Here is a 20,029-nt window from a genome sequence, read left to right as displayed (position 1 = left end):
TGTTAAATAAAAATGGCTAAAAAACGTAAAAATGACACCCGCTTAGATCCATTTGCAACTGCTGTAGGCAGCAGTAGTCTTGATGCATTACTAGAACAAGCCAATGCTGGCGATGTAATTAGAATGCCTGCACCGAGTGACCCCGCTCGTCAAATTACGCTTGTTTGTAAAGTGATCGCACATGCTGATATTGAATCTACCACTGGTGTATATGGCAAAAATCGTCGTGTACAGGCACTTCTAAACGAAAAGTCAGTATCAGACATTCTTCCTGCAATTCGTGAGGATGGTCGAAATCAACATCCTGCCCTACTTTGGGATCAAGGTGACAAAAGTTTAGTTCTGGCAGGTTCACGTCGTCGTATGGCCTGTATTTTAGGTAACGCAGATTATTTAGTACTTAGTTCAAGCGATTTTACTGATCAAGATGCAAAAATTTTAGCGGTATCTTCAGATCAATACATTGCTCCTAGTTTATGGGAGCTTGGCCAAGCATACCAACAAACTAAAAATGAGCTTATTGAGCAAGGTAAAAAAGGATCTTACAGAGAGATTGCCGCGGTAGAAGGTGTATCGCATACTGCAATTGCAGATGCAATTAAAGCTTATGAGCAAATTCCTGCTGATGTCATTGCGCTTTACCCTACTGCTAATCACGTAGGTCGCGAAGTCGCTAAAAAGCTTGTTAGCGCAAAGGAGCGAGACGAAGAGGCGTTTAATCAACTTGTTAGTGCCCTTGCTAGTGATGAAGAGTTAAATGCGATTACAAGCGACGACAAGCGTGCAATGGCGATCACTAGATGCCTAACTTCAGAGCCACAAGTAGCTGTTAAGCGCGAAGCTGTACTAGAAAATAACTTCATATCGGTACAACGCAATTTAAAAAGCGGTGATGTCTCTATCAAAATTGATAATAAAGTAATGACAGACAAGCGCTTAGAGCAATTAACTAAGTTATTAAGTGCCTTTAATTAGTTAGTTAAATAATGATCTGTCAGGCATATTTACTTAGTTAAATAGTGATCTGGCAGATTGTTTTGTTAGTAAAAATCTGATCTTTACTAGCCTATTTCCTCTTTAAATAATCATATTCCTTCTTCAAGATCACTTTTTTACTAACTAATCTCCTCTTTTTAGCTACATTCCTTCATTTATTATTATTGTTAGTAAAATCGTGATCTGTAATGCCTACTTTTATGTTTCTAACTATATGTAACTTCTACCATTGCAGTTGTTTTAAATATTATTTTGTAAAATTGGATGCTTATTTTTACTTACAAACCGATTTTTTACTAAGTTATCAGCTCCAACCAGTTTATATCTTGTTAATAGTGCTTTAGCTCAGAGCACATAAGGCATATACTGGCAGGATTATTTTTAAAATTTAATGCTTAGAGTGACATGTCTGCTAACTTATCAAAAAATGATTTAATGGCTATTTTTGAAGAAATTAAAAATGAGCAGGCTACCCAGTTTCCTCTGTCTGAACGCTTTATCAAAAAACTTTTCCGTGAAAATGTTTTAGATAAAGGCAAAGAATATTACAAGAAAGGTCAAATCACTTGGCTAGAACACACCCCTAATTTTTCTGTAGTCGACTCTACTGTACAAGTGGATAATGGATCATCGTTTAACCAACGTATTGAGATCAGTAAAGTACCAACTGGCTATTCTGTTGATACGCATTGTACGTGTAATGCAAAAACTAAATGCAGACACTTAGCTGCTATTTTATTTAAGCTCAAAATAGAGCACTCTGGTGAATATGGCGAAGATTATTTTATTAATGACTGGTTTAGCGAATTAAGCGCACTTAAAAGTGGTGATCAAAACACGCCATCGCAAGTATTATTATTTGTATTAGATATTGAAAATAACAAAGTATTCTTAACACCTAAAATAGCGAATGTTGAGACTAAAAAGAATTACACGCTAGGTCGAAACCTGACTGAGCAGCAGTTAAATAGTTTTGTAACGCCGAGTGACTTACTCGAAAGTGATTTTAGATTATTTAGTTGGATACGCTCACAAAATGCAGTGGGAAGTATTGAGCTAAAAGGCCAGTGGGGTTTTAGTGCCTTACAACAGTTGATAGCTACAGAACGCCTGTTTTTCCAGCGTTCTCGAGTACCAATTAAAGCGCAATCTGGCCAAGCATTAAGTTTTAGTTGGGAGCAAGATAAAGATCTTTCCCAATTAGTTATTAAGCTTGAGCAAACACAAAACTGGGCTTTATTAAAAACAACACCACCTACTTACCTCGATTTAGATCATTTAAAAGCGGGCCGTCTTCGCACCCCATTGAGTGCAGACGAAATAGCACATTTACAAACTATGCCTGCTTTGCATGACGCTAATTTTGATAGAATATACAAGCAGCTTGCCGATAACTTTGGTGCAGGTGTAATACCCCACCCTACTAATTTACAGCCAACATTGCCTAAAATCTCTAGTAATGCTGTTTTAAAAGTAACTATGGGCGATCAAGGTTTATCTCTTTCGTTGTTATTTAAGTATAAAAATAAAAACTATTTAGCAGGTGCAGCACCTGCAAGTACGATTAATAGTGCATTTGAAAATACGGTAACGAATGAGCTAATAAATCTAGGTTTTGAATTTTGTAAAGGGGGTTTACAAAGTGAACTGGTATTTACAAAGCAGTCTTCAATCCATTTGCATTGGCTAATATACGAAGTATTCCCTGGCTTTAAGCAACGTGGTTGGCAAGTAAGTGTAAGTAAAGTAACGAGTCCTAATCCGCAGTGTGAAGTTAGTTTACATGTACACCGCGCAGCAGGGCATCAAATGCACTGCAAAGTATTGCTATGTGATGCTAAAGCATCGCTGTTGTTTACTAATACTGACCCGCTATATCAGTCATTAAATCGCCAAAGTGAACTATTTTACTACTATCCGCTTGGTCGTGAATTTGGGGTTATCAATAAGTCAGCAATTAACTTATTAAATGAATTTAAAGAGCGTTTTGAATTTGTAAAAACACGAGACGAATTTAATATTCCGCTTTCGTATTTACCTGAATTAGTAAAGCACACTGCTATAAACGTAGAGCTTCACGACGACTCATTAGAGCTATACTTACAAGAGCTAAATAGTCCCGATAAAGCAATTACTAAGGTTTCATTACATGGCTTAAATGACTCAGTAACACTTCGTGAGTACCAACAGCAAGGTGTTGACTGGCTTAGCTTTTTAAAACGTCACCAATTAGGTGGTATTTTAGCTGATGACATGGGCCTGGGTAAAACCTTGCAAGTTATTGCATTTTTAGCCAGTACATTTAACCGCCCGCAAGCAGGCCCTACACTTATAGTGTGTCCAACTAGTTTGGTGAGTAACTGGAAAAACGAAATTATTAAGTTTGCTAAAAGCTTAAAAGTCACCACTATTTTTGGTTCAAATCGTAACGATCCTTTACAGCACTTAGCGCAAGCGCAGTGTATACTTACTACATATCCACTTTTAAAGCGTGATATTGCATATTATTCGCCATTATATTTTGAAAATATAATCCTCGACGAAGCACAATACATTAAAAACGATACCGCACAGGTTTCGCGATTAGTTAAACGCTTAAATGCCGACTTTAAACTTTGTTTAAGTGGTACTCCAATCGAGAATAATTTACTTGAGCTTAAATCGTTACTCGATTTTGCTATGCCATCGTTACTTGGGTCTCAAGCCCACTTTAAGCAGCACTTTCAAACGCCTATTGAGCGTGAAGCTGATATGGAGAGAGCTGAGCAGTTAAAAGCGTTAATTATGCCTTTTATAATGCGCCGCACTAAAGCACAAGTAGCGCAAGAGCTGCCTGAAAAAACAGAGCTAACTAAAGAGTTTGAGTTTGAGCCTAAGCAAAAAGAAATGTATCAAGGTATTACACGTTCATTAGAAGAGAAGCTAATAGACTTATTTGCCGAACAAGGCGCACAAAAAAGTAAACTTGCATTTTTAGAGGCACTTTTAAAGTTAAGGCAAATTTGTTGCCACCCTAAATTAATAGATCCAGACACTCAAGCAGGCTCTGCTAAGCTTGAATGGTTAACAACACACTTACCGCTTATGTTAAGTCTCGGTCGTAAAATTATTATATTTAGTCAGTTCACATCGGCACTTGATTTAATAGCCCAACGCCTCGAAGAAATAAACATTAACTTTAGTATGCTTACAGGCCAAACGCGCCACCGCGATAAAGTAATCGACGAGTTTACCAGTGGTAAAACATCAGTGTTTTTAATTAGCTTAAAAGCTGGCGGTACAGGCCTTAACCTTACACAAGCCGATACAGTTATTCACTTTGATCCATGGTGGAACCCAGCTGTAGAAAAACAAGCGACTGATAGAGCTTACCGTATTGGCCAAACTAACCCTGTATTTGTGTATAAGCTCATAATGAGTAATTCAATAGAGCAAAAAGTATTTAAAATGCAACAAGACAAACAGGCCCTTGTAGATGCGTTATTTACTGATAAATCAATGAGCTTTACAAAGTTTGATGAACAACAAATGTTATCGCTAATTAAAAACTAAATTGATTTAAAAAGTTTTGATCTTTTTATGAACTTAATTAAAAAGCGGACGTCTACTATTATGCTTGTTGGTTAATTGCAGTTAGCACAAGCATCATGTTGATTCCCCATTTAGTTACTAATTTTAGTAATGATTAAGCCAGCCCATTTTGAGTTGGCTTTTTTTATGCCTAAAATTTAGCGTTCGGCACTTATTTTAAAAGTTTTTACTTTTTTATGAACTTAATTAAAAAACGGACGTCTACTATTATGCTTGTTGATTAATTGCAGTTAATACAAGTTTTCATGTTGATTCCCCCCATTTAGTTACTAATTTTAGTAATGATTGAGCCAGCCCATTTTGAGTTGGCTTTTTTTATGTCCAAAATTTAGTGTGCAGTACTTATTTTAAAAGTTTTTATTTTTTTATGAACTTAATTAAAAAAGTGGCGTCTATTATTATGCTTGTTGATTAATTGCAGTTAATACAAGTTTTCATGTTGATTCCCCCCATTTAGTTACTAATTTTAGTAATGATTGAGCCAGCCCATTTTGAGTTGGCTTTTTTTATGTCCAAAATTTAGCATTCAATTTTTATTTTAAAAGTTTTGATCTTTTTATGAACTTAATTCAAAGAGCGGCGTCTACTATTATGCTTGTTGATTAATTGCAGTTAATACAGGTTTTATGTTGATTTCCCCCTATTTGATTACTAATTTTAGTAATGATTAAGCTAGTTCATTTTGAACTGGCTTTTTTTATGCCCATAATTTGATTTGTTTAAATCAACCCGAATAAAAATAAATGATCTTTCGTAAATTAATTTGAATTAATTATTTTGTTTTCCGGTCTACTCTAATGCCTGTTGTTATATAGCCTCACCCAGTAATATTAGTTATTTTGGTGATTATGTATTTAAGTTGCAGCTTACTCGGGCACATGTTGATTTTCCCTTTGATTACTTAATTTAGTAATACTTGACCAGCTTATTTTGAGCTGGTTTTTTTATGTCTGTAATTTCTTTGCTCCCCTACTTCTATTGCTTGTTATTGGTTATGATGGCATGTCTCTAAATTTTATAAGTTTATTTTATGCTCACTCAAGTACTCACTAATATTGATTGGCTAAGCGCCGGTGCTGGTGTTGCGTTAGGCGTTGTATTTTACGGCGTTGTATCAACACAGCTTCGCAAAAAGCTACATCTACAAATAAGCGAACAGCAGCAACAGCTTTCTCTATTACAAAATCAATTTGATAATAAAGAGCTGCAATATAGCGCCTTGCAAGAAGATCACGAACTGCTAGAACATACTCACCAAGAACAGCGCGATGAAGCCCAGCATTTTAAAACGCGTTTTAGCGAACAAGAAAAACAAAGCATTCAATACAATCACTTTTGGCGTAAAGCCGAAGGCGAGCTTGCAGCGCTTCGTGAGCAATATAACCAACGCGATGTTGAATATAATAATATGCGCACCACCCTTGAGCAAAAACAACAAAGCTTTACCGAGCAACTCGCGCAAATTGAGCAAAGTAAAAATATGCTCAAAAAAGAATTTGAAAACCTAGCCAATAAGATTCTAGAAGAAAAATCACAAAGCTTTAAAACCTTAAATCAAGAAAGCATTGAACAATTATTAAAACCGGTTCAAGGAGAGCTAAAAGGCTTTAGAGAAAAAATGGAATCAATACATGTTGAAGACATAAAACAACGAACCGCGCTTAAAACCGAGCTATTGCATTTGCAAGCTAAAAGCCAAGCTATAACAGATCAAGCCGACAAGCTCAGCAACGCGCTACAAGGGCAAAAGAAAACCCAAGGTAATTGGGGCGAACTCATGCTCGAAAACGTCTTAGATAGCGCTGGCTTACGTGCTGGCGTTGATTATAAGCGCGAAGTGTCGTTTAACACTGAAGATGGCCGCTTACGCCCTGATGTAGTTGTTTACTTACCACAAGGCCGCCACTTAGTCATTGATGCTAAAACATCATTAAATGCTTATACACGCTATGTGAACGCTGAAAATGAGCTAGATGCTAATCAAGCAATTAAAGAGCATGTAAACGCCGTTACAGCACGTATTAATGAGCTTGCGAGTAAATCGTACGACCGTCTACCAGGGCTTAATTCGCCTGAAGTTGTGGTTATGTTTGTACCAATAGAATCAGCTTTTGTAGAAGCACTTAAATATCAAAGTGATATTTACCAACAAGCAATCGAAAAAAATATACTGGTAGCTACACCTACTACCTTGCTTACTAGTTTAAATATTGTTAAACAGCTTTGGCGTTTTGAAGAGCAAACCAAATACTCAAAAGAGCTGGCAAATCGCGCTGAGCGTTTTTATAACAAGCTCAATGGTTTTTTATTAAGTATGGAAGGCGTAGGTAAGCAGCTTGATAAAGCGAAAGAAAGTTACGACAAAGCGTTCTCGCAATTATACCGCGGTAAAGGTAATTTAATTAAACAAGCAGCAGAGTTTAAAGAGCTTGGTGTATCGGTACAAAAAGAGTTACCTAGTGAGAGCGTTGAACGTGCGCAGCTAGAGCTTGATTAGATTTATTAAGTGTTTTCAATTAAGTATGTTGAATAATGTACGTTAGAAACCAGAGGTGTTTATGAATAATAAGATTATAGGTATTGTTTTAATCGTTATAGGTATCGCTTTAATTATGTGGGGATATGACGTTTATGATGCGGCGGCTTCGCAGTTAAGCCGTGCATTTAGTGGTGATACACCAATAGAAGCATGGGCGGGTATTATTGGCGGCGCCATCTGTGTGTTAATTGGTATTAAAAAGTTAAAGTGATATTTTTATTCATCACTTTAACATTAAGGATAATTTTTAACGTTAATTCAAATTACAATGGACATGCTATAAAATCATATCTTCATCGTTAGTTTGTTTGAACTAATTTTCTGATGCTCTTCTGAAATAGGAGAGCTGTTACAACAATTGTATTGAACAATTATTTCATTACTTTCAATCTTGAAATGCTTATTTAAATCAAGCGATGTTAAATAAATTTGTCCTGGTTCAAGTTTTAGGTAATCGTCAGGAAATTTAGATGCGCGTAGCTTTAAATATTTTATTCTTGGTATTTTTGTTCCCGCCTGATCATAAATATCGAGGCAAGCGAGAGTGTATCTTTGATTTTTGAATACATGCATGTGATCTATAAAACATACTTTGTCATATTTATTCGTGAAACTTATCAACAAGTCATTTGTTGTAGCATCTTGTTCAAGTATTACTTCAATCACTTTTTTGCCTCAAGGCATCTATAAATCATCAGATGTAATCTGTTCTATAATTTTATGGTAGTCAATAATCTGACTGATCTAATAATTCACGTAAAGTACTATCAGGTAGACATTGCCCTTTTAGCCAATGACTATTTAGCAAATAGATTAAAGAACTTAAACGCTCTGATTTACGTTTAACTTGTGCAATGAGCTCATCAGCCTCTTTTTGTTTTTTCTCTAAACGCTCAATAATAACGGTATGGTTTAGCTCATCATTAGATTTTTTTAGCGTTGTAATTTCATCGATTGAAAACCCTAAACTTTGTGAAAACTTAATGCGTTTTAACTCATCTACACTGCCTAATGTGTATTGCCTGTAACCATTGTTATTGCGAATACTCGGTTTTAGTAACCCTTTGCTTTCGTAAAAGCGAATAGTACTGGCGGGTATATTGGTAAGTTTTGCAAGTTCGCCTATTTTCATAACTAATAATAACTCCACTTTACATAAACTTAGTAGGTTGACCTTCAAGCTAACTTTAAGGTTATAGTTGTTTTAATGTCAATTTAATTAGCCAATAATTATGCGCAACCCTGTGTTTACCTCCTTTACCTTGCCAAGTGGTTTAGTATTAAAAAATCGTATTGCCAAAGCCGCTATGGAAGAAAACCTAGCACAAGAGGACCAAACACCCTCCCAAGCACTTAAAAACGTTTATAGCGCATGGGCTAAAGGCGGTACAGGGCTAATTATTACTGGCAATGTAATGGTTGATCATTTAGCGATGACAGGCCCTGGTGGCCTTGTGCTTGAGCAAAGTACCGATATTACTGCCTTTGCCGAGCTTGCTCGTTTATCAAAGCAAAATAATTGCAAAGTGGTGATGCAAATTAATCACCCTGGTAGGCAAGTATTTAAAAAAATGGGTGGAAAGGCTCTATCAGCGTCAAGTATTGCACTTAATATGGGTAAGCACTCGCACTTATTTGGCGTACCAAAGGCAATGACGCAAACCGACATTGACGATGTTATTACCCGCTTTACACAAACTGCACTACAAGCCGAAAAAGCCGGTTTTAATGGCGTACAAATACATGCAGCGCATGGCTATTTACTTGCCCAGTTTTTATCGCCACTTACCAATAAGCGCGACGATAAATGGGGGGGAAGTTTACAAAATAGAGCCCGTTTACTTCTCGAAATAACCCGCAGTATTAAAGCGGTTTGTTCCCCGACCTTTTCGGTTTCAGTAAAGTTAAACTCTGCAGATTTTCAACGTGGTGGGTTCGAATCCAGTGACGCGCAAGTTGTAGTGGATTTATTGAATGAACTCAATGTTGATTTTGTAGAGCTTTCGGGTGGTAGCTACGAAGCCCCTGCCATGCAAGGTAAAACAGGTGACGAACGCACACTTGCCCGCGAAGCATACTTTTTAGAGTTTGCAAAAGCGATTAGCCACCGCTCATCAATCCCAATAATGACCACCGGCGGCATTAGTCGCTTATCTATTGCCAACAACGTGATTGAAAGTGGAGTGGCCCTCGTGGGTATTGCCACTGCGCTTGCATACCAACCAAATTTACCAAACAAATGGCAAAATGAGCCACTGCAACTAGCCGTATTACCCAGTGTTACTTGGCAAGATAAAACCCTCGCAGGGCTTGCCACTATGGCACTGGTAAAAAGGCAAATACGACGTATAGGCCAAGGCAAATCTGTAAAAACAAACGCTTCACCAATATTTACTTTAATTAGCGACCAGCTACGCTCGGTTAAATTAACTAAGCGTTACCGCAATCGCTTTGCTAGTGAGATTAACTAAGCTTTGGTATTCACTCTTTTTATGTATTCCGGTTTTGTTTACTAATTTTTACACTTGAATAAATGTAACCATTTTTATGTTGTGTAAATGAGTATTAAGGCGTGCACCAATTTGGAAGTTTGCTTTTTTATCAAGCTATTAAAGTGCACTATTTTGTGCATATTAAAGTACTGTACGAGTAAAGAAAATAATCATTCTAAAATGTTAATTAAAGTGCGCGTTCAGCGTTTGTTAATTTAGCTATCTTATTGAAAGTATTGACATTTATTGCTTTCCTCTCGCTTGAGTTTGGTTGGTATTTATACTAGTTTATAGCGTAGATATTTAACCTTACTCAAGGAGAATAGTTACATGGTATCTCGCAGAAATTTTATTAAAGCAGGCGCTGCTTTAAGTTTAGGCTCTATTTTTAGTGCTTCAGCTTTGGCTGAACAATTAAAAGTAAAAATGTCTAACGGCAGTGTTATGCAAACTAAAGGATCAATAGATAAAAGCGCTGCTCTGCCCACAAACGATGTTACTAACGCTAAGCATTACCGGCCTGAATCCAGAATGGGCTTAGGCGGTCTTGCCGCTGGGAATGGCTTTAATACTATATCAAGCGATGCAGAAATTTTAACAATGCTAAATGCAGCATGGGATTCTGGTATTCGTCATTTTGATACGTCACCTTTTTACGGCTTGAGTTTAAGTGAAAGGCGCTTCGGTGATTTACTTCGAAACAAAAAGCATGAAGATTATGTTTTATCCTCAAAAGTAGGTCGCCTTCTTACCCCTTCAGCAGAGCCTCTAGAAAATAGTTGGCATTGGGCTGATCACTCACCTTTTCATTATAAATATGATTACTCTGCATCAGGTACGCGTCGTTCAATAGAAGACACGTTACATCGTATTGGTGTCGCCTCACTTGATATTGTTTATATTCACGATTTATCACCGCAAAATAGTGATATGGGAGATGATTGGCTTAAGTATTTTGATCAGGCTGCAAAAGGGGCTATTCCTGAGTTAACTAAAATGCGTGATGAAGGAATAATTAAAGGCTGGGGTTTTGGAGTAAATACACCTCATGCTATTTATAAAGCGCTTGATATGTCAGACCCTGATATTTGCTTACTAGCGCTGCAATATTCAATTTTAGATCATAAGCAGGCACTTGATAAAACCTTTCCTATGCTTGATAAACGAGGTGTTTCAGCAGTCATTGGTGCTCCGCTTAATGGTGGTTTTTTAGCCGGTCGTAACCGCTTTAATTATTCACCTAAAATTCCTGGGCCTATGCAGCAAAAGTTTAATGCAATAAGCGACATTGCATCTAAACATGGGATTGATATTAAAACAGCTGCACTGCAATTCGCAGAGGCACCTTCAACGGTATCCTCAATTATTCCTGGCGCACGCACGGCAGAGCAAATTAAAGCTAATGTAGCCTCAATGAAAGTTACCATACCAAGCGAATTTTGGAGTGAATTGAAATCTAAACAGCTTATTGCAGAAAACGCCCCCATACCCACATAACAAAATAGGTGTGCCATTTGCTTGGCACACCTAGTTATAGTCAGTGTGGTTTATTTTTAAGCAACGCTTAGTAGTAAGTACATTGATTGTTGGGCATTTATATAAGCGCAGCTTGCTGGCGTTTAAAAACGTAGTTTTTAAAATTAGTTTTTAAAATTAGTGATTAGGCAGTCAAAAGCTCGGTTTCTCGCGTGAGCAAGCTCTACATGCTGTGTCTCGATAAATAATAGACACAAGGCGCAGAGCTAATAGGTAGGAAAAATCTACCGATTACACTACCTCAAGCAGTAAAATATTTTATATAACAGCTCGTAACCTTATAAACCAAATGAACATCTCAGTGAGTATGTTAAAAGAGGATTGTTTAGTTGTGGTTGGCCAAAAGCATCATTGCGTGCCTATTACATATTATGCATATCGGTATCATGCTGCGCTTCACCCTAGTGGTGAGAGCGTGTGGAACATATTAAAAGAGCTAAATATATAAGGCAAAAAGTTACTGTAAACCCCCATTACAGTTAGCCGGTAAATAGTACAAATAGTAAATTAGCACTACTTAGTCAATTGAGCAGTGCTAATTGGTTTAATTAAAAGCCACATTTACCGTTATTTATTGCCATTGCGCTTTTGCCAAAACGATCTCAATACTCCACAGCGTTGCTTTTATAAACTTAAAAATATCAAGCACATTGCGATTTATTAACCCATCTTTTGTAAGGTTGGTACTTATCGTACAACACATTAAAAATATACGTGTATATGAGTATAAAAACTAAAAAGCCAGCTTCTAATGCTGTAGCGGCTAGCCATGTAATATTTAAATACCAAGCAAGTATTGGCAGCGTTATTACTAACATACCCAGCTCAAAGCCACATGCATGCGTAATGCGGGTTACTAAACCTCGCTCGATTCGGTTATGCCCAACTATTTTATCAAACACTATGTTGTAAATGTAGTTCCACAACATGGCAAAAATTGATAAACCAATACCTACAATTGCCATTTTTCCTGTTGCAAACCCACCAAAATAAACAGATGCAGGAACAATAATAAATAATGCAATCATCTCAAATATTAGGGCCTGAAAAATACGTTCTGCTGTGTTCATATATAAATAAGTTCTTTAGTGAATGACGAGACGGTTATTTTCATTCATTATTAAGATACATGTTAGTTAGCTAGTATCGGTAAAAGCGATATGTTTAGTATTGAACAACTTCAGGCATTTGTAGCTACCGTTGAGGCTGGATCGTTTTCGGCCGCAGCGCGTAGTTTAAGTAAAGCGCAGTCGGTAGTAAGTCAGCATATTATTAATTTAGAAATAGACTGTAATGCGACATTATTTGAGCGCACAGGGCGCTATCCACAATTAACCGAAGCCGGTAAACAGTTACTACCCCAGGCTAAAGCCGTGCTTAATCAACACCAGCGATTAACAAACTCTGCATTAGCACTAAACGAAAAAACACCAACCGAAATCACTATCGCACTTGACGAAGGGATCCCGTTTAAAACTATCGCGAGTATTATTAGCAAGCTGCAAACTAAGTATCCTTATGTATCGCTTGAGTTTTTAAGTGCATCCAGCCATGACATAATTGACATGCTAAACAGCGAAAAGCCTATAACGGGTATTATTTTTAGTGAATTAAATATACCGAGTTACTTAGACTATGAATATATTGGATCAGTAAAATTTGATTTATATGTTGCTAAATTGCACCCTTTAGCGGGGATCAGATGTGAAAATATGGATGGTCTTCGGCTACATCGACAACTTCTTCTTCGTTCTCGCAATACGCAAACAAGTAGCTTTCAGCTAAAAATTAGCCCAGAGATTTGGTATGCCGATAATTACTTTGTATTACTCGAGCTAGCAATACAAGGTAACGGGTGGTGCTTATTACCAAACCATGTAGCTGTAGATGCAGTACAAAGTGGTGAGCTGGTTAAACTTCCTCTTGAGTTTGAAGAAATGGGTTGGTTGGCTAATGTTGATGTATTACAGCATCAGCAACACAGTAATCAAGAGGTGTTTAAAGTACTAAGAAGTTTACTACGGAATTTTTTAAAAATTTAGCTTTTATATAATGCCTGTTAGGCGGTTTACTTTTTATTACGCTAAATCCCAGTAAGGTGTATCGCCATAATAGCCACTTGCAAAATCAACAAACGCACGTACTTTACTGGGTAAAAACTGTCTGTTTGCATACACCATGTAAAGCCCCATTGGCTCGGGTTCATAGTCTTTTAAAATGCGCACTACTTTACCTTGAGCCAGTGCTTCCCCTGCTATAAATGTTGGCTGCATAGCAATACCACCACCCGCAATGGCTGTATTTAGTAGCAAATCACCATTGTTAGCCACAAAGTTACTTTCAAGCTTTAGCTCGCTTTTTAGCTCATTAACCCCAAATAATCGCTTTGTGGGCTCGCTGTGGGAATAGCGTAAATAATTATGTGACTGTAAATCTAAAAGCGTTTGTGGCGTGCCATGGCGTTTTAAATAGTCGGGTGATGCAAACACCGCTAGGTGTATAGGTGCAATTTTTTTAGCTATCAACGTTGAGTTTTTTAATACGCCAATGCGCAGAGCAATATCAATACCCTGCTCTACTATGTCTACATATTGGTCGGTGAGCCGTAAATCTAACTTTAAATTTGGATACTGCTTTTGAAAATCAACTAGCAAGCCTGCTAAATGCTTTGTACCAAACGACATAGGCGCACTAATACTAAGCACACCCGATACATTTTCGCTTAAGTTATTGAGGGAGTTTTCCATGTCTTCAATATCAATAACCACCTGCTGACAACGCTGATAATACTGATTTCCAGCCTCTGTAACACTTACTTTTCGCGTTGTACGGTGTAATAAACGTGTGCGTAGATTATCTTCCAGCGCAGAAATATATTTGCTGACTAACTGCGGCGAAATATCGAGTTTATCGGCCGCTTTTGAAAATGATCCTTCTTGCACAACGGCTAAAAAGGTCTTCATGGTGGTGAGCTTATCCATTTTTTAACAATGCCTTGTTGATAATGTATAAATAAGTATCATATTTATCGTCAAATTAGAAACTTATATAGTGTTTATAACACGTTTATTTGTTTAAGGTTTTAGTATGACTCAGCCAGCTTTATTTATATCTCACGGCTCGCCAATGATGGCTGTTCAGCAATCGGCTACGTCAGATTTTCTTGCATCATTAGGTCAAACGCTTAGTAAACCACGTGCTATTGTGGTTTTTTCTGCCCACTTTGATGAAGCGCACGATATAGTTATTACATCAGGAGATACGCCGCATACTATTCACGACTTTTATAACTTCCCCAAGCCCCTATATGAAATTCAATACCCAGCACCAGGAGACCCTAAGCTTGCTAATACTATTAGTGAGCACTTTTACAAAGCGGGTATTAAAACGGTGCAAAGTGCAGATCAAGGGTGGGATCATGGTGTGTGGATCCCGCTGCGCTTAATGTACCCAGCAGCTAATATTCCCATTGTTCAGGTGTCTATTAACACGCGTTTAGGCGCTCAGGCGATGTATAAATACGGACAGTTACTTGCACCACTGCGCAGCGATAACGTATTAATTATTGGCTCAGGCGGTATTAGTCACAATCTACGTGAAATATTTAAAAGCCCTGCTACACCTAATCGTGTTCAAATGGTTAATGAGTTTACTTATTGGGTTGAGCAAAAATTAATAGCGCAAAACACCCAGGCGTTACTTAGCTATTTAAATGAAGCACCCCATGCTTTATTTAATCACCCTACCCAGGAGCACTTTTTACCTCTTTTTGCAGCGCTTGGAAGTAGTGACGGTAAAGCCAAAAAAATACATGAAGATATAGAAATGGATATTTTAGCACTCGATGCTTATAAGTTTTATTAATTTGAGCGTTCGTTCAAATTAAGTTAAGCTGTAAGCAAGTACTCTAAAACCAACTTCATTTATTTTATTGCGGAGCAAACATGGCAACTACACTTGCATTTGACGTATACGGTACGCTAATAAACACTCACGGCGTACTGTCCTTACTCGACGACATGATTGGCGATAACGCCCAAGCATTTTCAAATACATGGCGCGAAAAGCAATTAGAGTATTCATTTAGACGTGGATTAATGCAAAATTATATTCCTTTCTCGCTATGTACAAAACACGCACTCGATTACGCCTGCTTAGCACACAAAACCGAGCTAAGTGAAGATCAAAAGGGGCAACTGCTAGAGCTTTATAAAACGCTTCCTGCGTTCGATGATGTAAAAGAAGGCCTTGAGCAATTAAAAGCGAAGGATTACCGTTTGTTTGCATTTTCAAACGGAGCTGCCGACGCAGTTCATACCTTATTAGAAACCGCAGGTATTAGTGAACTTTTTGAAGGGGTAGTAAGTGCCGACGACATTAAAACCTTTAAACCAAATCCAGGGGTTTATAGTCACTTTTTACGCGAAACCAATTCAACAGGCGCAAACACGTGGCTTGTATCAAGTAACCCGTTTGATGTAACCGGTGCCATATCGCACGGTATGCGCGCGGCGTGGATTCAACGATCTAAAGAATCAATCTTCGATCCGTGGGAAATACAGCCAAATACTATCGCAACCGACTTACTCGATTTAAAAGCAAAATTAGAAAGCGTTAACTAATTTTCTGTTCCCCCTTTTGCCTATGGTATTAAGTGCCGTGGGTGTAAAGGGGGTTTACGTTTTAACTATTTACTCCCGCCTTTATTAGCTCAATCACTGTATTCATACGTTTTGCCAACGGCCTATTTCGGTGATGGCACACATAAATAGATTCACTAACCGGACATTCTAAATGATGCGTTTTAATAAGCGCGGGCTTATTGAATGCGCCAACAGCATGAGCAGGTAATACCGTAAAGCCCAACCCTAAACTTACTGGTTCTAGTATTAAACTAATTTGGTTAGAAAATCCCGTACGTCTTATTTGGTCAATATGCTCAAACTCACTGTAGTTTTCGCTTAGTAGTAGCTGCGCATGATGGCTTGCATCGGGATGAGCAATAAACCCTAGCTCACACAGGGTTTGCCAATTAGGCATGTTTATACCTGCAGGCGTTACAAGTAGTAGTGGCTCTTGGCTTATTTTATGGCTGGTTAGTTCGCTAAATGTTGGAGCTTGAGTTAAAAAACCGATGTCGGCACTGTGGTTTGCTACAGCTTGTTCAACACTTACATTGGGCGCAAAGCGGTAATCAATAATCAGCTCTTTATGCTCAGATTGCAGTGCTAATAATTGATTATAAAACTTTAAACCACAACTGCCCGGAGATTGAATCTTTACCGCTCCGCTGTACGGCGAATCATCTTTTAATTGTTGTTCTAAAAACTGCCAATCATTAAGAAGTAAGCTGCCCTGCTGATATAAGTTTTGGCCCTGAGGGGTAAGCGAAAACTGCTTACCATGGCGCTCAAGTAAAGCGCAGTTAACTTGTTGCTCTAGCTTTTTAATGTGCTGGCTTACACCAGATTGGGTCATATAAAGGCGCTCAGCTGTTTGGGTAAAATGATTTACCTCAACCAAAGTGCAAAACGTATTTAACCATGTTGGATTTATCATTACAAAACGTACTCAAAATGATGATTAATGATAATTTTACTTAATGGTGGTCGATTCGTAAACTAACTCCATCAACTAGTCACAAGATAAGTCACAAGTTAAAGAGGAAGCATTATGAGTCATACATATCCACGTAGTTTTTCGCACATTGGTATTTCGGTTCCCGACGTTGAAAAAGCAGTCGAGTTTTACACTAAGGTTATGGGTTGGTACACCATAATGGAACCCACTTTAATTACCGAAGACAAAAGTCCCATTGGCGAAATGTGCACAGAAGTATTTGGCGAAAAGTGGGAAAAATTCAAAATAGCGCACCTATCTACAGGGGATCGTATTGGTGTCGAAATTTTCGAATTTAAAAACCAAGAAAACCCAAAAGACAATTTTGAATACTGGAAAACAGGCATCTTTCATTTTTGTGTTCAAGACCCTGATGTAGAAGGTTTAGCTGAACGTATTGTAGAAGCTGGCGGTAAAAAACGTATGCAAGCCCCTCGTTATTACTACCCAGGTGAAAAACCATACCGCATGATCTACATGGAAGACCCGTTTGGTAATATCCTTGAAATTTACAGCCACAGCTACGAGCTTATTTACAGCGCAGGCGCTTACTAAATAGCACTTAGCTAAAAACAAAGACCGCAGTATTTATTACTGCGGCCTTTTTGTTTCAGTTATAGAGTTTTAAATACACTTCACCGTCTTCTTATTCTCTATAACTTGTTTTTGCTTAGCTTGTGCTGCATGTTTTGCCCTGAGTTGAAAATATTATCAACCTCCAGAAAAACACTACCAATCGAACTGTGTCCTAGTGAATTTATGAACGACATAATGTATTTGTTAGGAACTTTTGCTCTTATCCACAAACAGGCTACATGTCAGTACCGCTGAGATTAAAAAACAAAACATTACGCTTAATGTAAATAATATAAAGTTTTCATTTTTTGATATAGCTGCTCCTTTAAGGAGTATTTCACCGCTATTAAGTGCATCTACTCCTACATAGATCATCAACGGAATTACAAAAAATGCATTGCTGAGCTTAATAAGTAAGTCCTTTGATGAAAGACTTACTAATTGAGAAGCATTATGCTCTTCCTCGTCTCTATTTAATAGTTCGGCTTTTAATAGCTCAAAGCGTTCAGGGTACAAAGCCCTATCAATAGACGTGATAGCTTCTTGCAATTCAGTAATAGAATATTCTGAATAATTTGGTTCCATCTATTAAACCTTCTCCAGTGCCTAGCGCCTGTGTAAGCGTTAGTCTTTGATACTTATTAGAAAAATGATTTTAAAGTGTAGCCACATTGAACTAACTCTTTTGCTACTTGGTTTTTCCATGCACCAGGATCATCAATAGTGACATATAAAACACCACTTATATCATTTGGAGTTTCAAGAGCCCCTTTAACTAAAGGGCAGACATTTTCTCGACCAAGCTTCGCAATAAGGTAACCATGTTCAAACACTACATTTTGTCGTGCTCTATTTTTTGGAGGGTTTGGCTCTGTTATAGCTCTCCCTAAATCACATGGAGTATATAAAACAAGAGCAAAATCAGCATCATTTGAATAATGTTCAATTTTTTCAATAATTGTCATTCCTGCGTTAGCTTGCTCATGCAGGATAATAGCTTCTAAACCAAGTTGCTCGACAAAGCGACTTACTTCTTGTTTTACTTCGTTGTTATGTCCATGAACAATAAACACTTTCCGTTTGTTACGAGGAACTTCTTTAGCTGGAGGCACTGGTGTATTTGTAGTAGTTGGCATTACTCCCTGAGTTGGTTCCCCGAACTCTAATTGATCTAATATTGGTGTGAACTCACCAGATAAATACGTACGTCTTTCGGCGTAACTACTAAATTTTGGCTGAATAAACCCCCAAAATGAATCTAAATTACGGTGCTGTCGTAACCACTGAGGAAGCATTGGTGCAAGATTAGAATTACTCAGCAATTCAGAGCGTAATGCTTCAAATTCACCTGAGTCAGATGCAAGTCCAGTTGCTCTTGCAGTGAGCAAATTCAAAAGGTAGCTAACCTTATCGAAATCCGTTTCTAAAAATTCAATACTCAATTAGATCTCCTATAATTCAATCTAGAACTTAAAAGCACAACAATTTTGCGTATATTCCTGCGGTTGTCACGCTCATTTTCTACTTTACACAGTTTTAACAAATTACCTAAGATATTGCTATCAAAAGCTATTTAATATTTACAAGCAAAGTTAAGGCATATAAATGCGCGTTTCGCTCATTTCCTTGATTATGTAAGTAAGCAGCAGTTTGGCTGGCTTAATAGGTATTACAAGTATATGATATTGATAATTATTTGTATTAACGGGTTTTGAAAGGTGTGTATGAAAAAGTCTATGTTAACTCTGGCGTTAGTTACGGGTTTGAGTGGTTGTAGCACAACAGCCACGGTGCCTGATAAAAGCTCATCGCTTTATTACTCAGCGCTTTATAATGCACAAGCAAAGCCTGTTAGCTCTGTATTATTAGAGCCTTCGCTATTAAATGCCGATGTGGTTTTAGTGGGTGAATGGCATACACATCCGGGCGTACATTTATTTCAGGCGGAGTTATTTGAGCAATTAAGTGTAGGTAATAAACGCACTGCCCTGTCGCTTGAGCAATTTAGCCGCGCAGATCAGCTTACTTTAAACCAGTTCGTTAAGGGTGAAATTGGTGAGCAGTACTTAATTGATAACACCCAAGCATGGCCTAATTACAAAAGCGATTATCGGGCGCTGGTAGAGCTGGCAAAAACGAACAATAGCGATGTAATCGCTGCAAATGCGCCTAAAAATATTGTTACGTGTGTTGGCAGGCAAGGCATAAGTTACCTAAATAAACTTGATGAAACACAGCAGAGCTATATTGCGAGCACTATTGATACGTCCCCCAGTGAATATAAACAACGCTTTATGGCGTCAATGCACCACGGCTCGCCCAGTCAAAACGAAAACTATTTTTCAGCACAAGTTACATGGGATGAAACCATGGGGGAGTCTATTGTTAACTATATAACAGCACATAAAAATACGCAGGTAATGCATATTGCGGGCGATTTTCATGTGAAAAATGGCGAAGGTATAGCGCGTGTTATTAAACGTTTAGCGCCAGAGTTAAATGTTGTCTGGATATCGCCGGTTACAAGTGTGCAAGCTAACCAAACAGGATATCAGTTGCAGGTTAACCCTTTGCCACCCCGTTACATACAAAAAGAACATCAACAAGCGGCTTTTAAAGCGTTAGGCAAGCGAGGCGAGCAAACAGCTTGCTTATAAAATAACGACATAGTTAGTAAACC

General features: G+C 37.9%; 18 protein-coding genes. 11 read left to right on the top strand and 7 right to left on the bottom strand.

All coding sequences use genetic code 11. The features are described from left to right. The first annotated feature begins 12 nt into the window (after positions 1 to 12). The 4 genes from GQR52_RS06960 to GQR52_RS06945 all read left to right on the top strand — a co-directional run bounded on the left by GQR52_RS06960 (position 13) and on the right by GQR52_RS06945 (position 7,337). Positions 13 to 975 carry a transcriptional regulator gene (locus tag GQR52_RS06960; RefSeq protein ID WP_165727943.1) on the top strand — a complete coding sequence of 321 codons (963 nt, stop codon included), beginning with the start codon at positions 13 to 15 and terminating at the stop codon, positions 973 to 975. Positions 976 to 1,401: 426 nt separating this feature from the next. Then, on the top strand, positions 1,402 to 4,548 hold the full coding sequence (locus GQR52_RS06955; RefSeq protein ID WP_010552907.1) for a DEAD/DEAH box helicase: 3,147 nt from the start codon (positions 1,402 to 1,404) through the stop codon (positions 4,546 to 4,548). Positions 4,549 to 5,617: 1,069 nt separating this feature from the next. After that, positions 5,618 to 7,084: a DNA recombination protein RmuC gene (gene rmuC / locus GQR52_RS06950; protein ID WP_165727942.1), complete on the top strand. Its 1,467-nt coding sequence runs from the start codon at positions 5,618 to 5,620 to the stop codon at positions 7,082 to 7,084. A gap of 61 nt (positions 7,085 to 7,145) precedes the next feature. Continuing rightward, entirely contained in the window at positions 7,146 to 7,337 is a 192-nt protein-coding gene (locus tag GQR52_RS06945; protein ID WP_007583678.1) for a DUF3185 family protein, read from the top strand. A 74-nt stretch (positions 7,338 to 7,411) separates the two neighbouring features. Here GQR52_RS06945 and GQR52_RS06940 read toward each other — a convergent pair whose 3' ends face one another. Beyond that, a complete protein-coding gene (locus tag GQR52_RS06940; RefSeq protein ID WP_165727941.1) occupies positions 7,412 to 7,792 on the bottom strand; it encodes a hypothetical protein in 381 nt (126 codons plus the stop codon). Between the two features lie 61 nt (positions 7,793 to 7,853). Further along, positions 7,854 to 8,258: a MerR family transcriptional regulator gene (locus tag GQR52_RS06935; RefSeq protein WP_165727940.1), complete on the bottom strand. Its 405-nt coding sequence runs from the start codon at positions 8,256 to 8,258 to the stop codon at positions 7,854 to 7,856. Between the two features lie 100 nt (positions 8,259 to 8,358). Here GQR52_RS06935 and GQR52_RS06930 point away from each other — a divergent pair, with 100 nt between their 5' ends. Together GQR52_RS06930 and GQR52_RS06925 are read left to right on the top strand one after the other, a co-directional pair. Beyond that, positions 8,359 to 9,597 (top strand): NADH:flavin oxidoreductase/NADH oxidase family protein, encoded by a 1,239-nt coding sequence (locus GQR52_RS06930; RefSeq protein WP_165727939.1) that lies wholly within the window; start codon positions 8,359 to 8,361, stop codon positions 9,595 to 9,597. Between the two features lie 351 nt (positions 9,598 to 9,948). Further along, positions 9,949 to 11,115, top strand: coding sequence for an aldo/keto reductase (locus tag GQR52_RS06925; RefSeq protein WP_165727938.1), 1,167 nt, complete (start codon positions 9,949 to 9,951; stop codon positions 11,113 to 11,115). A 680-nt stretch (positions 11,116 to 11,795) separates the two neighbouring features. Here GQR52_RS06925 and GQR52_RS06920 read toward each other — a convergent pair. After that, on the bottom strand, positions 11,796 to 12,224 hold the full coding sequence (locus GQR52_RS06920) for a PACE efflux transporter (protein ID WP_165727937.1): 429 nt from the start codon (positions 12,222 to 12,224) through the stop codon (positions 11,796 to 11,798). 90 nt (positions 12,225 to 12,314) lie between these two features. Between GQR52_RS06920 and GQR52_RS06915 the strand changes: the two genes are divergently transcribed. Next, positions 12,315 to 13,196, top strand: coding sequence for a LysR family transcriptional regulator (locus tag GQR52_RS06915; protein WP_165727936.1), 882 nt, complete (start codon positions 12,315 to 12,317; stop codon positions 13,194 to 13,196). A 36-nt stretch (positions 13,197 to 13,232) separates the two neighbouring features. Here GQR52_RS06915 and GQR52_RS06910 read toward each other — a convergent pair whose 3' ends face one another. Beyond that, a complete protein-coding gene (locus tag GQR52_RS06910) occupies positions 13,233 to 14,135 on the bottom strand; it encodes a LysR family transcriptional regulator (RefSeq protein ID WP_165727935.1) in 903 nt (300 codons plus the stop codon). Positions 14,136 to 14,241: 106 nt separating this feature from the next. On the opposite strand from GQR52_RS06910, the gene GQR52_RS06905 reads away from it, so the two are divergent. Further along, complete coding sequence (locus GQR52_RS06905) at positions 14,242 to 15,018, top strand: class III extradiol ring-cleavage dioxygenase (RefSeq protein WP_165727934.1); 777 nt, start codon at positions 14,242 to 14,244, stop codon at positions 15,016 to 15,018. Between the two features lie 80 nt (positions 15,019 to 15,098). Continuing rightward, positions 15,099 to 15,776, top strand: a complete 678-nt coding sequence (locus GQR52_RS06900; RefSeq protein ID WP_165727933.1) for a haloacid dehalogenase type II — start codon at positions 15,099 to 15,101, stop codon at positions 15,774 to 15,776. A 61-nt stretch (positions 15,777 to 15,837) separates the two neighbouring features. Here the strand turns inward: GQR52_RS06900 and GQR52_RS06895 are convergent, their stop codons facing one another. Further along, positions 15,838 to 16,713, bottom strand: a complete 876-nt coding sequence (locus GQR52_RS06895) for a LysR family transcriptional regulator (RefSeq protein ID WP_165727932.1) — start codon at positions 16,711 to 16,713, stop codon at positions 15,838 to 15,840. 114 nt (positions 16,714 to 16,827) lie between these two features. On the opposite strand from GQR52_RS06895, the gene GQR52_RS06890 reads away from it, so the two are divergent. Then, positions 16,828 to 17,328, top strand: a complete 501-nt coding sequence (locus GQR52_RS06890) for a lactoylglutathione lyase family protein (protein WP_007583656.1) — start codon at positions 16,828 to 16,830, stop codon at positions 17,326 to 17,328. Positions 17,329 to 17,553: 225 nt separating this feature from the next. Here GQR52_RS06890 and GQR52_RS06885 read toward each other — a convergent pair whose 3' ends face one another. Beyond that, positions 17,554 to 17,934, bottom strand: a complete 381-nt coding sequence (locus GQR52_RS06885; protein ID WP_010552898.1) for a hypothetical protein — start codon at positions 17,932 to 17,934, stop codon at positions 17,554 to 17,556. 56 nt (positions 17,935 to 17,990) lie between these two features. Further along, positions 17,991 to 18,791: a nucleotide-binding protein gene (locus GQR52_RS06880; RefSeq protein WP_010552897.1), complete on the bottom strand. Its 801-nt coding sequence runs from the start codon at positions 18,789 to 18,791 to the stop codon at positions 17,991 to 17,993. Positions 18,792 to 19,073: 282 nt separating this feature from the next. Between GQR52_RS06880 and GQR52_RS06875 the strand changes: the two genes are divergently transcribed. Continuing rightward, positions 19,074 to 20,006 (top strand): ChaN family lipoprotein, encoded by a 933-nt coding sequence (locus GQR52_RS06875; protein ID WP_165727931.1) that lies wholly within the window; start codon positions 19,074 to 19,076, stop codon positions 20,004 to 20,006. The last annotated feature ends 23 nt before the right edge of the window (positions 20,007 to 20,029 follow it).

The sequence above is a fragment of the Pseudoalteromonas sp. 31A1 genome (assembly GCF_011378815.1).
Taxonomy (GTDB): Bacteria; Pseudomonadota; Gammaproteobacteria; order Enterobacterales; family Alteromonadaceae; genus Pseudoalteromonas; species Pseudoalteromonas arctica.
The sequence above is the reverse complement of the archived record's forward strand: the minus strand, read 5'-3'. Positions and strand labels throughout refer to the sequence as shown.

Excerpts from the sequence above, each read along its gene's own strand:
- GQR52_RS06890 (WP_007583656.1), top strand. The coding sequence starts at position 16,828 with ATGAGTCATACATATCCACGTAGTTTTTCGCACATTGGTATTTCGGTT.
- GQR52_RS06915 (WP_165727936.1), top strand. The coding sequence starts at position 12,315 with ATGTTTAGTATTGAACAACTTCAGGCATTTGTAGCTACCGTTGAGGCT.
- GQR52_RS06910 (WP_165727935.1), bottom strand. The coding sequence starts at position 14,135 with ATGGATAAGCTCACCACCATGAAGACCTTTTTAGCCGTTGTGCAAGAA.
- GQR52_RS06875 (WP_165727931.1), top strand. The coding sequence starts at position 19,074 with ATGAAAAAGTCTATGTTAACTCTGGCGTTAGTTACGGGTTTGAGTGGT.
- GQR52_RS06900 (WP_165727933.1), top strand. The coding sequence starts at position 15,099 with ATGGCAACTACACTTGCATTTGACGTATACGGTACGCTAATAAACACT.
- GQR52_RS06930 (WP_165727939.1), top strand. The coding sequence starts at position 8,359 with ATGCGCAACCCTGTGTTTACCTCCTTTACCTTGCCAAGTGGTTTAGTA.
- GQR52_RS06925 (WP_165727938.1), top strand. The coding sequence starts at position 9,949 with ATGGTATCTCGCAGAAATTTTATTAAAGCAGGCGCTGCTTTAAGTTTA.
- GQR52_RS06920 (WP_165727937.1), bottom strand. The coding sequence starts at position 12,224 with ATGAACACAGCAGAACGTATTTTTCAGGCCCTAATATTTGAGATGATT.
- GQR52_RS06935 (WP_165727940.1), bottom strand. The coding sequence starts at position 8,258 with ATGAAAATAGGCGAACTTGCAAAACTTACCAATATACCCGCCAGTACT.
- GQR52_RS06905 (WP_165727934.1), top strand. The coding sequence starts at position 14,242 with ATGACTCAGCCAGCTTTATTTATATCTCACGGCTCGCCAATGATGGCT.
- GQR52_RS06895 (WP_165727932.1), bottom strand. The coding sequence starts at position 16,713 with ATGATAAATCCAACATGGTTAAATACGTTTTGCACTTTGGTTGAGGTA.
- GQR52_RS06885 (WP_010552898.1), bottom strand. The coding sequence starts at position 17,934 with ATGGAACCAAATTATTCAGAATATTCTATTACTGAATTGCAAGAAGCT.
- GQR52_RS06945 (WP_007583678.1), top strand. The coding sequence starts at position 7,146 with ATGAATAATAAGATTATAGGTATTGTTTTAATCGTTATAGGTATCGCT.
- GQR52_RS06960 (WP_165727943.1), top strand. The coding sequence starts at position 13 with ATGGCTAAAAAACGTAAAAATGACACCCGCTTAGATCCATTTGCAACT.
- GQR52_RS06955 (WP_010552907.1), top strand. The coding sequence starts at position 1,402 with ATGTCTGCTAACTTATCAAAAAATGATTTAATGGCTATTTTTGAAGAA.
- rmuC (WP_165727942.1), top strand. The coding sequence starts at position 5,618 with ATGCTCACTCAAGTACTCACTAATATTGATTGGCTAAGCGCCGGTGCT.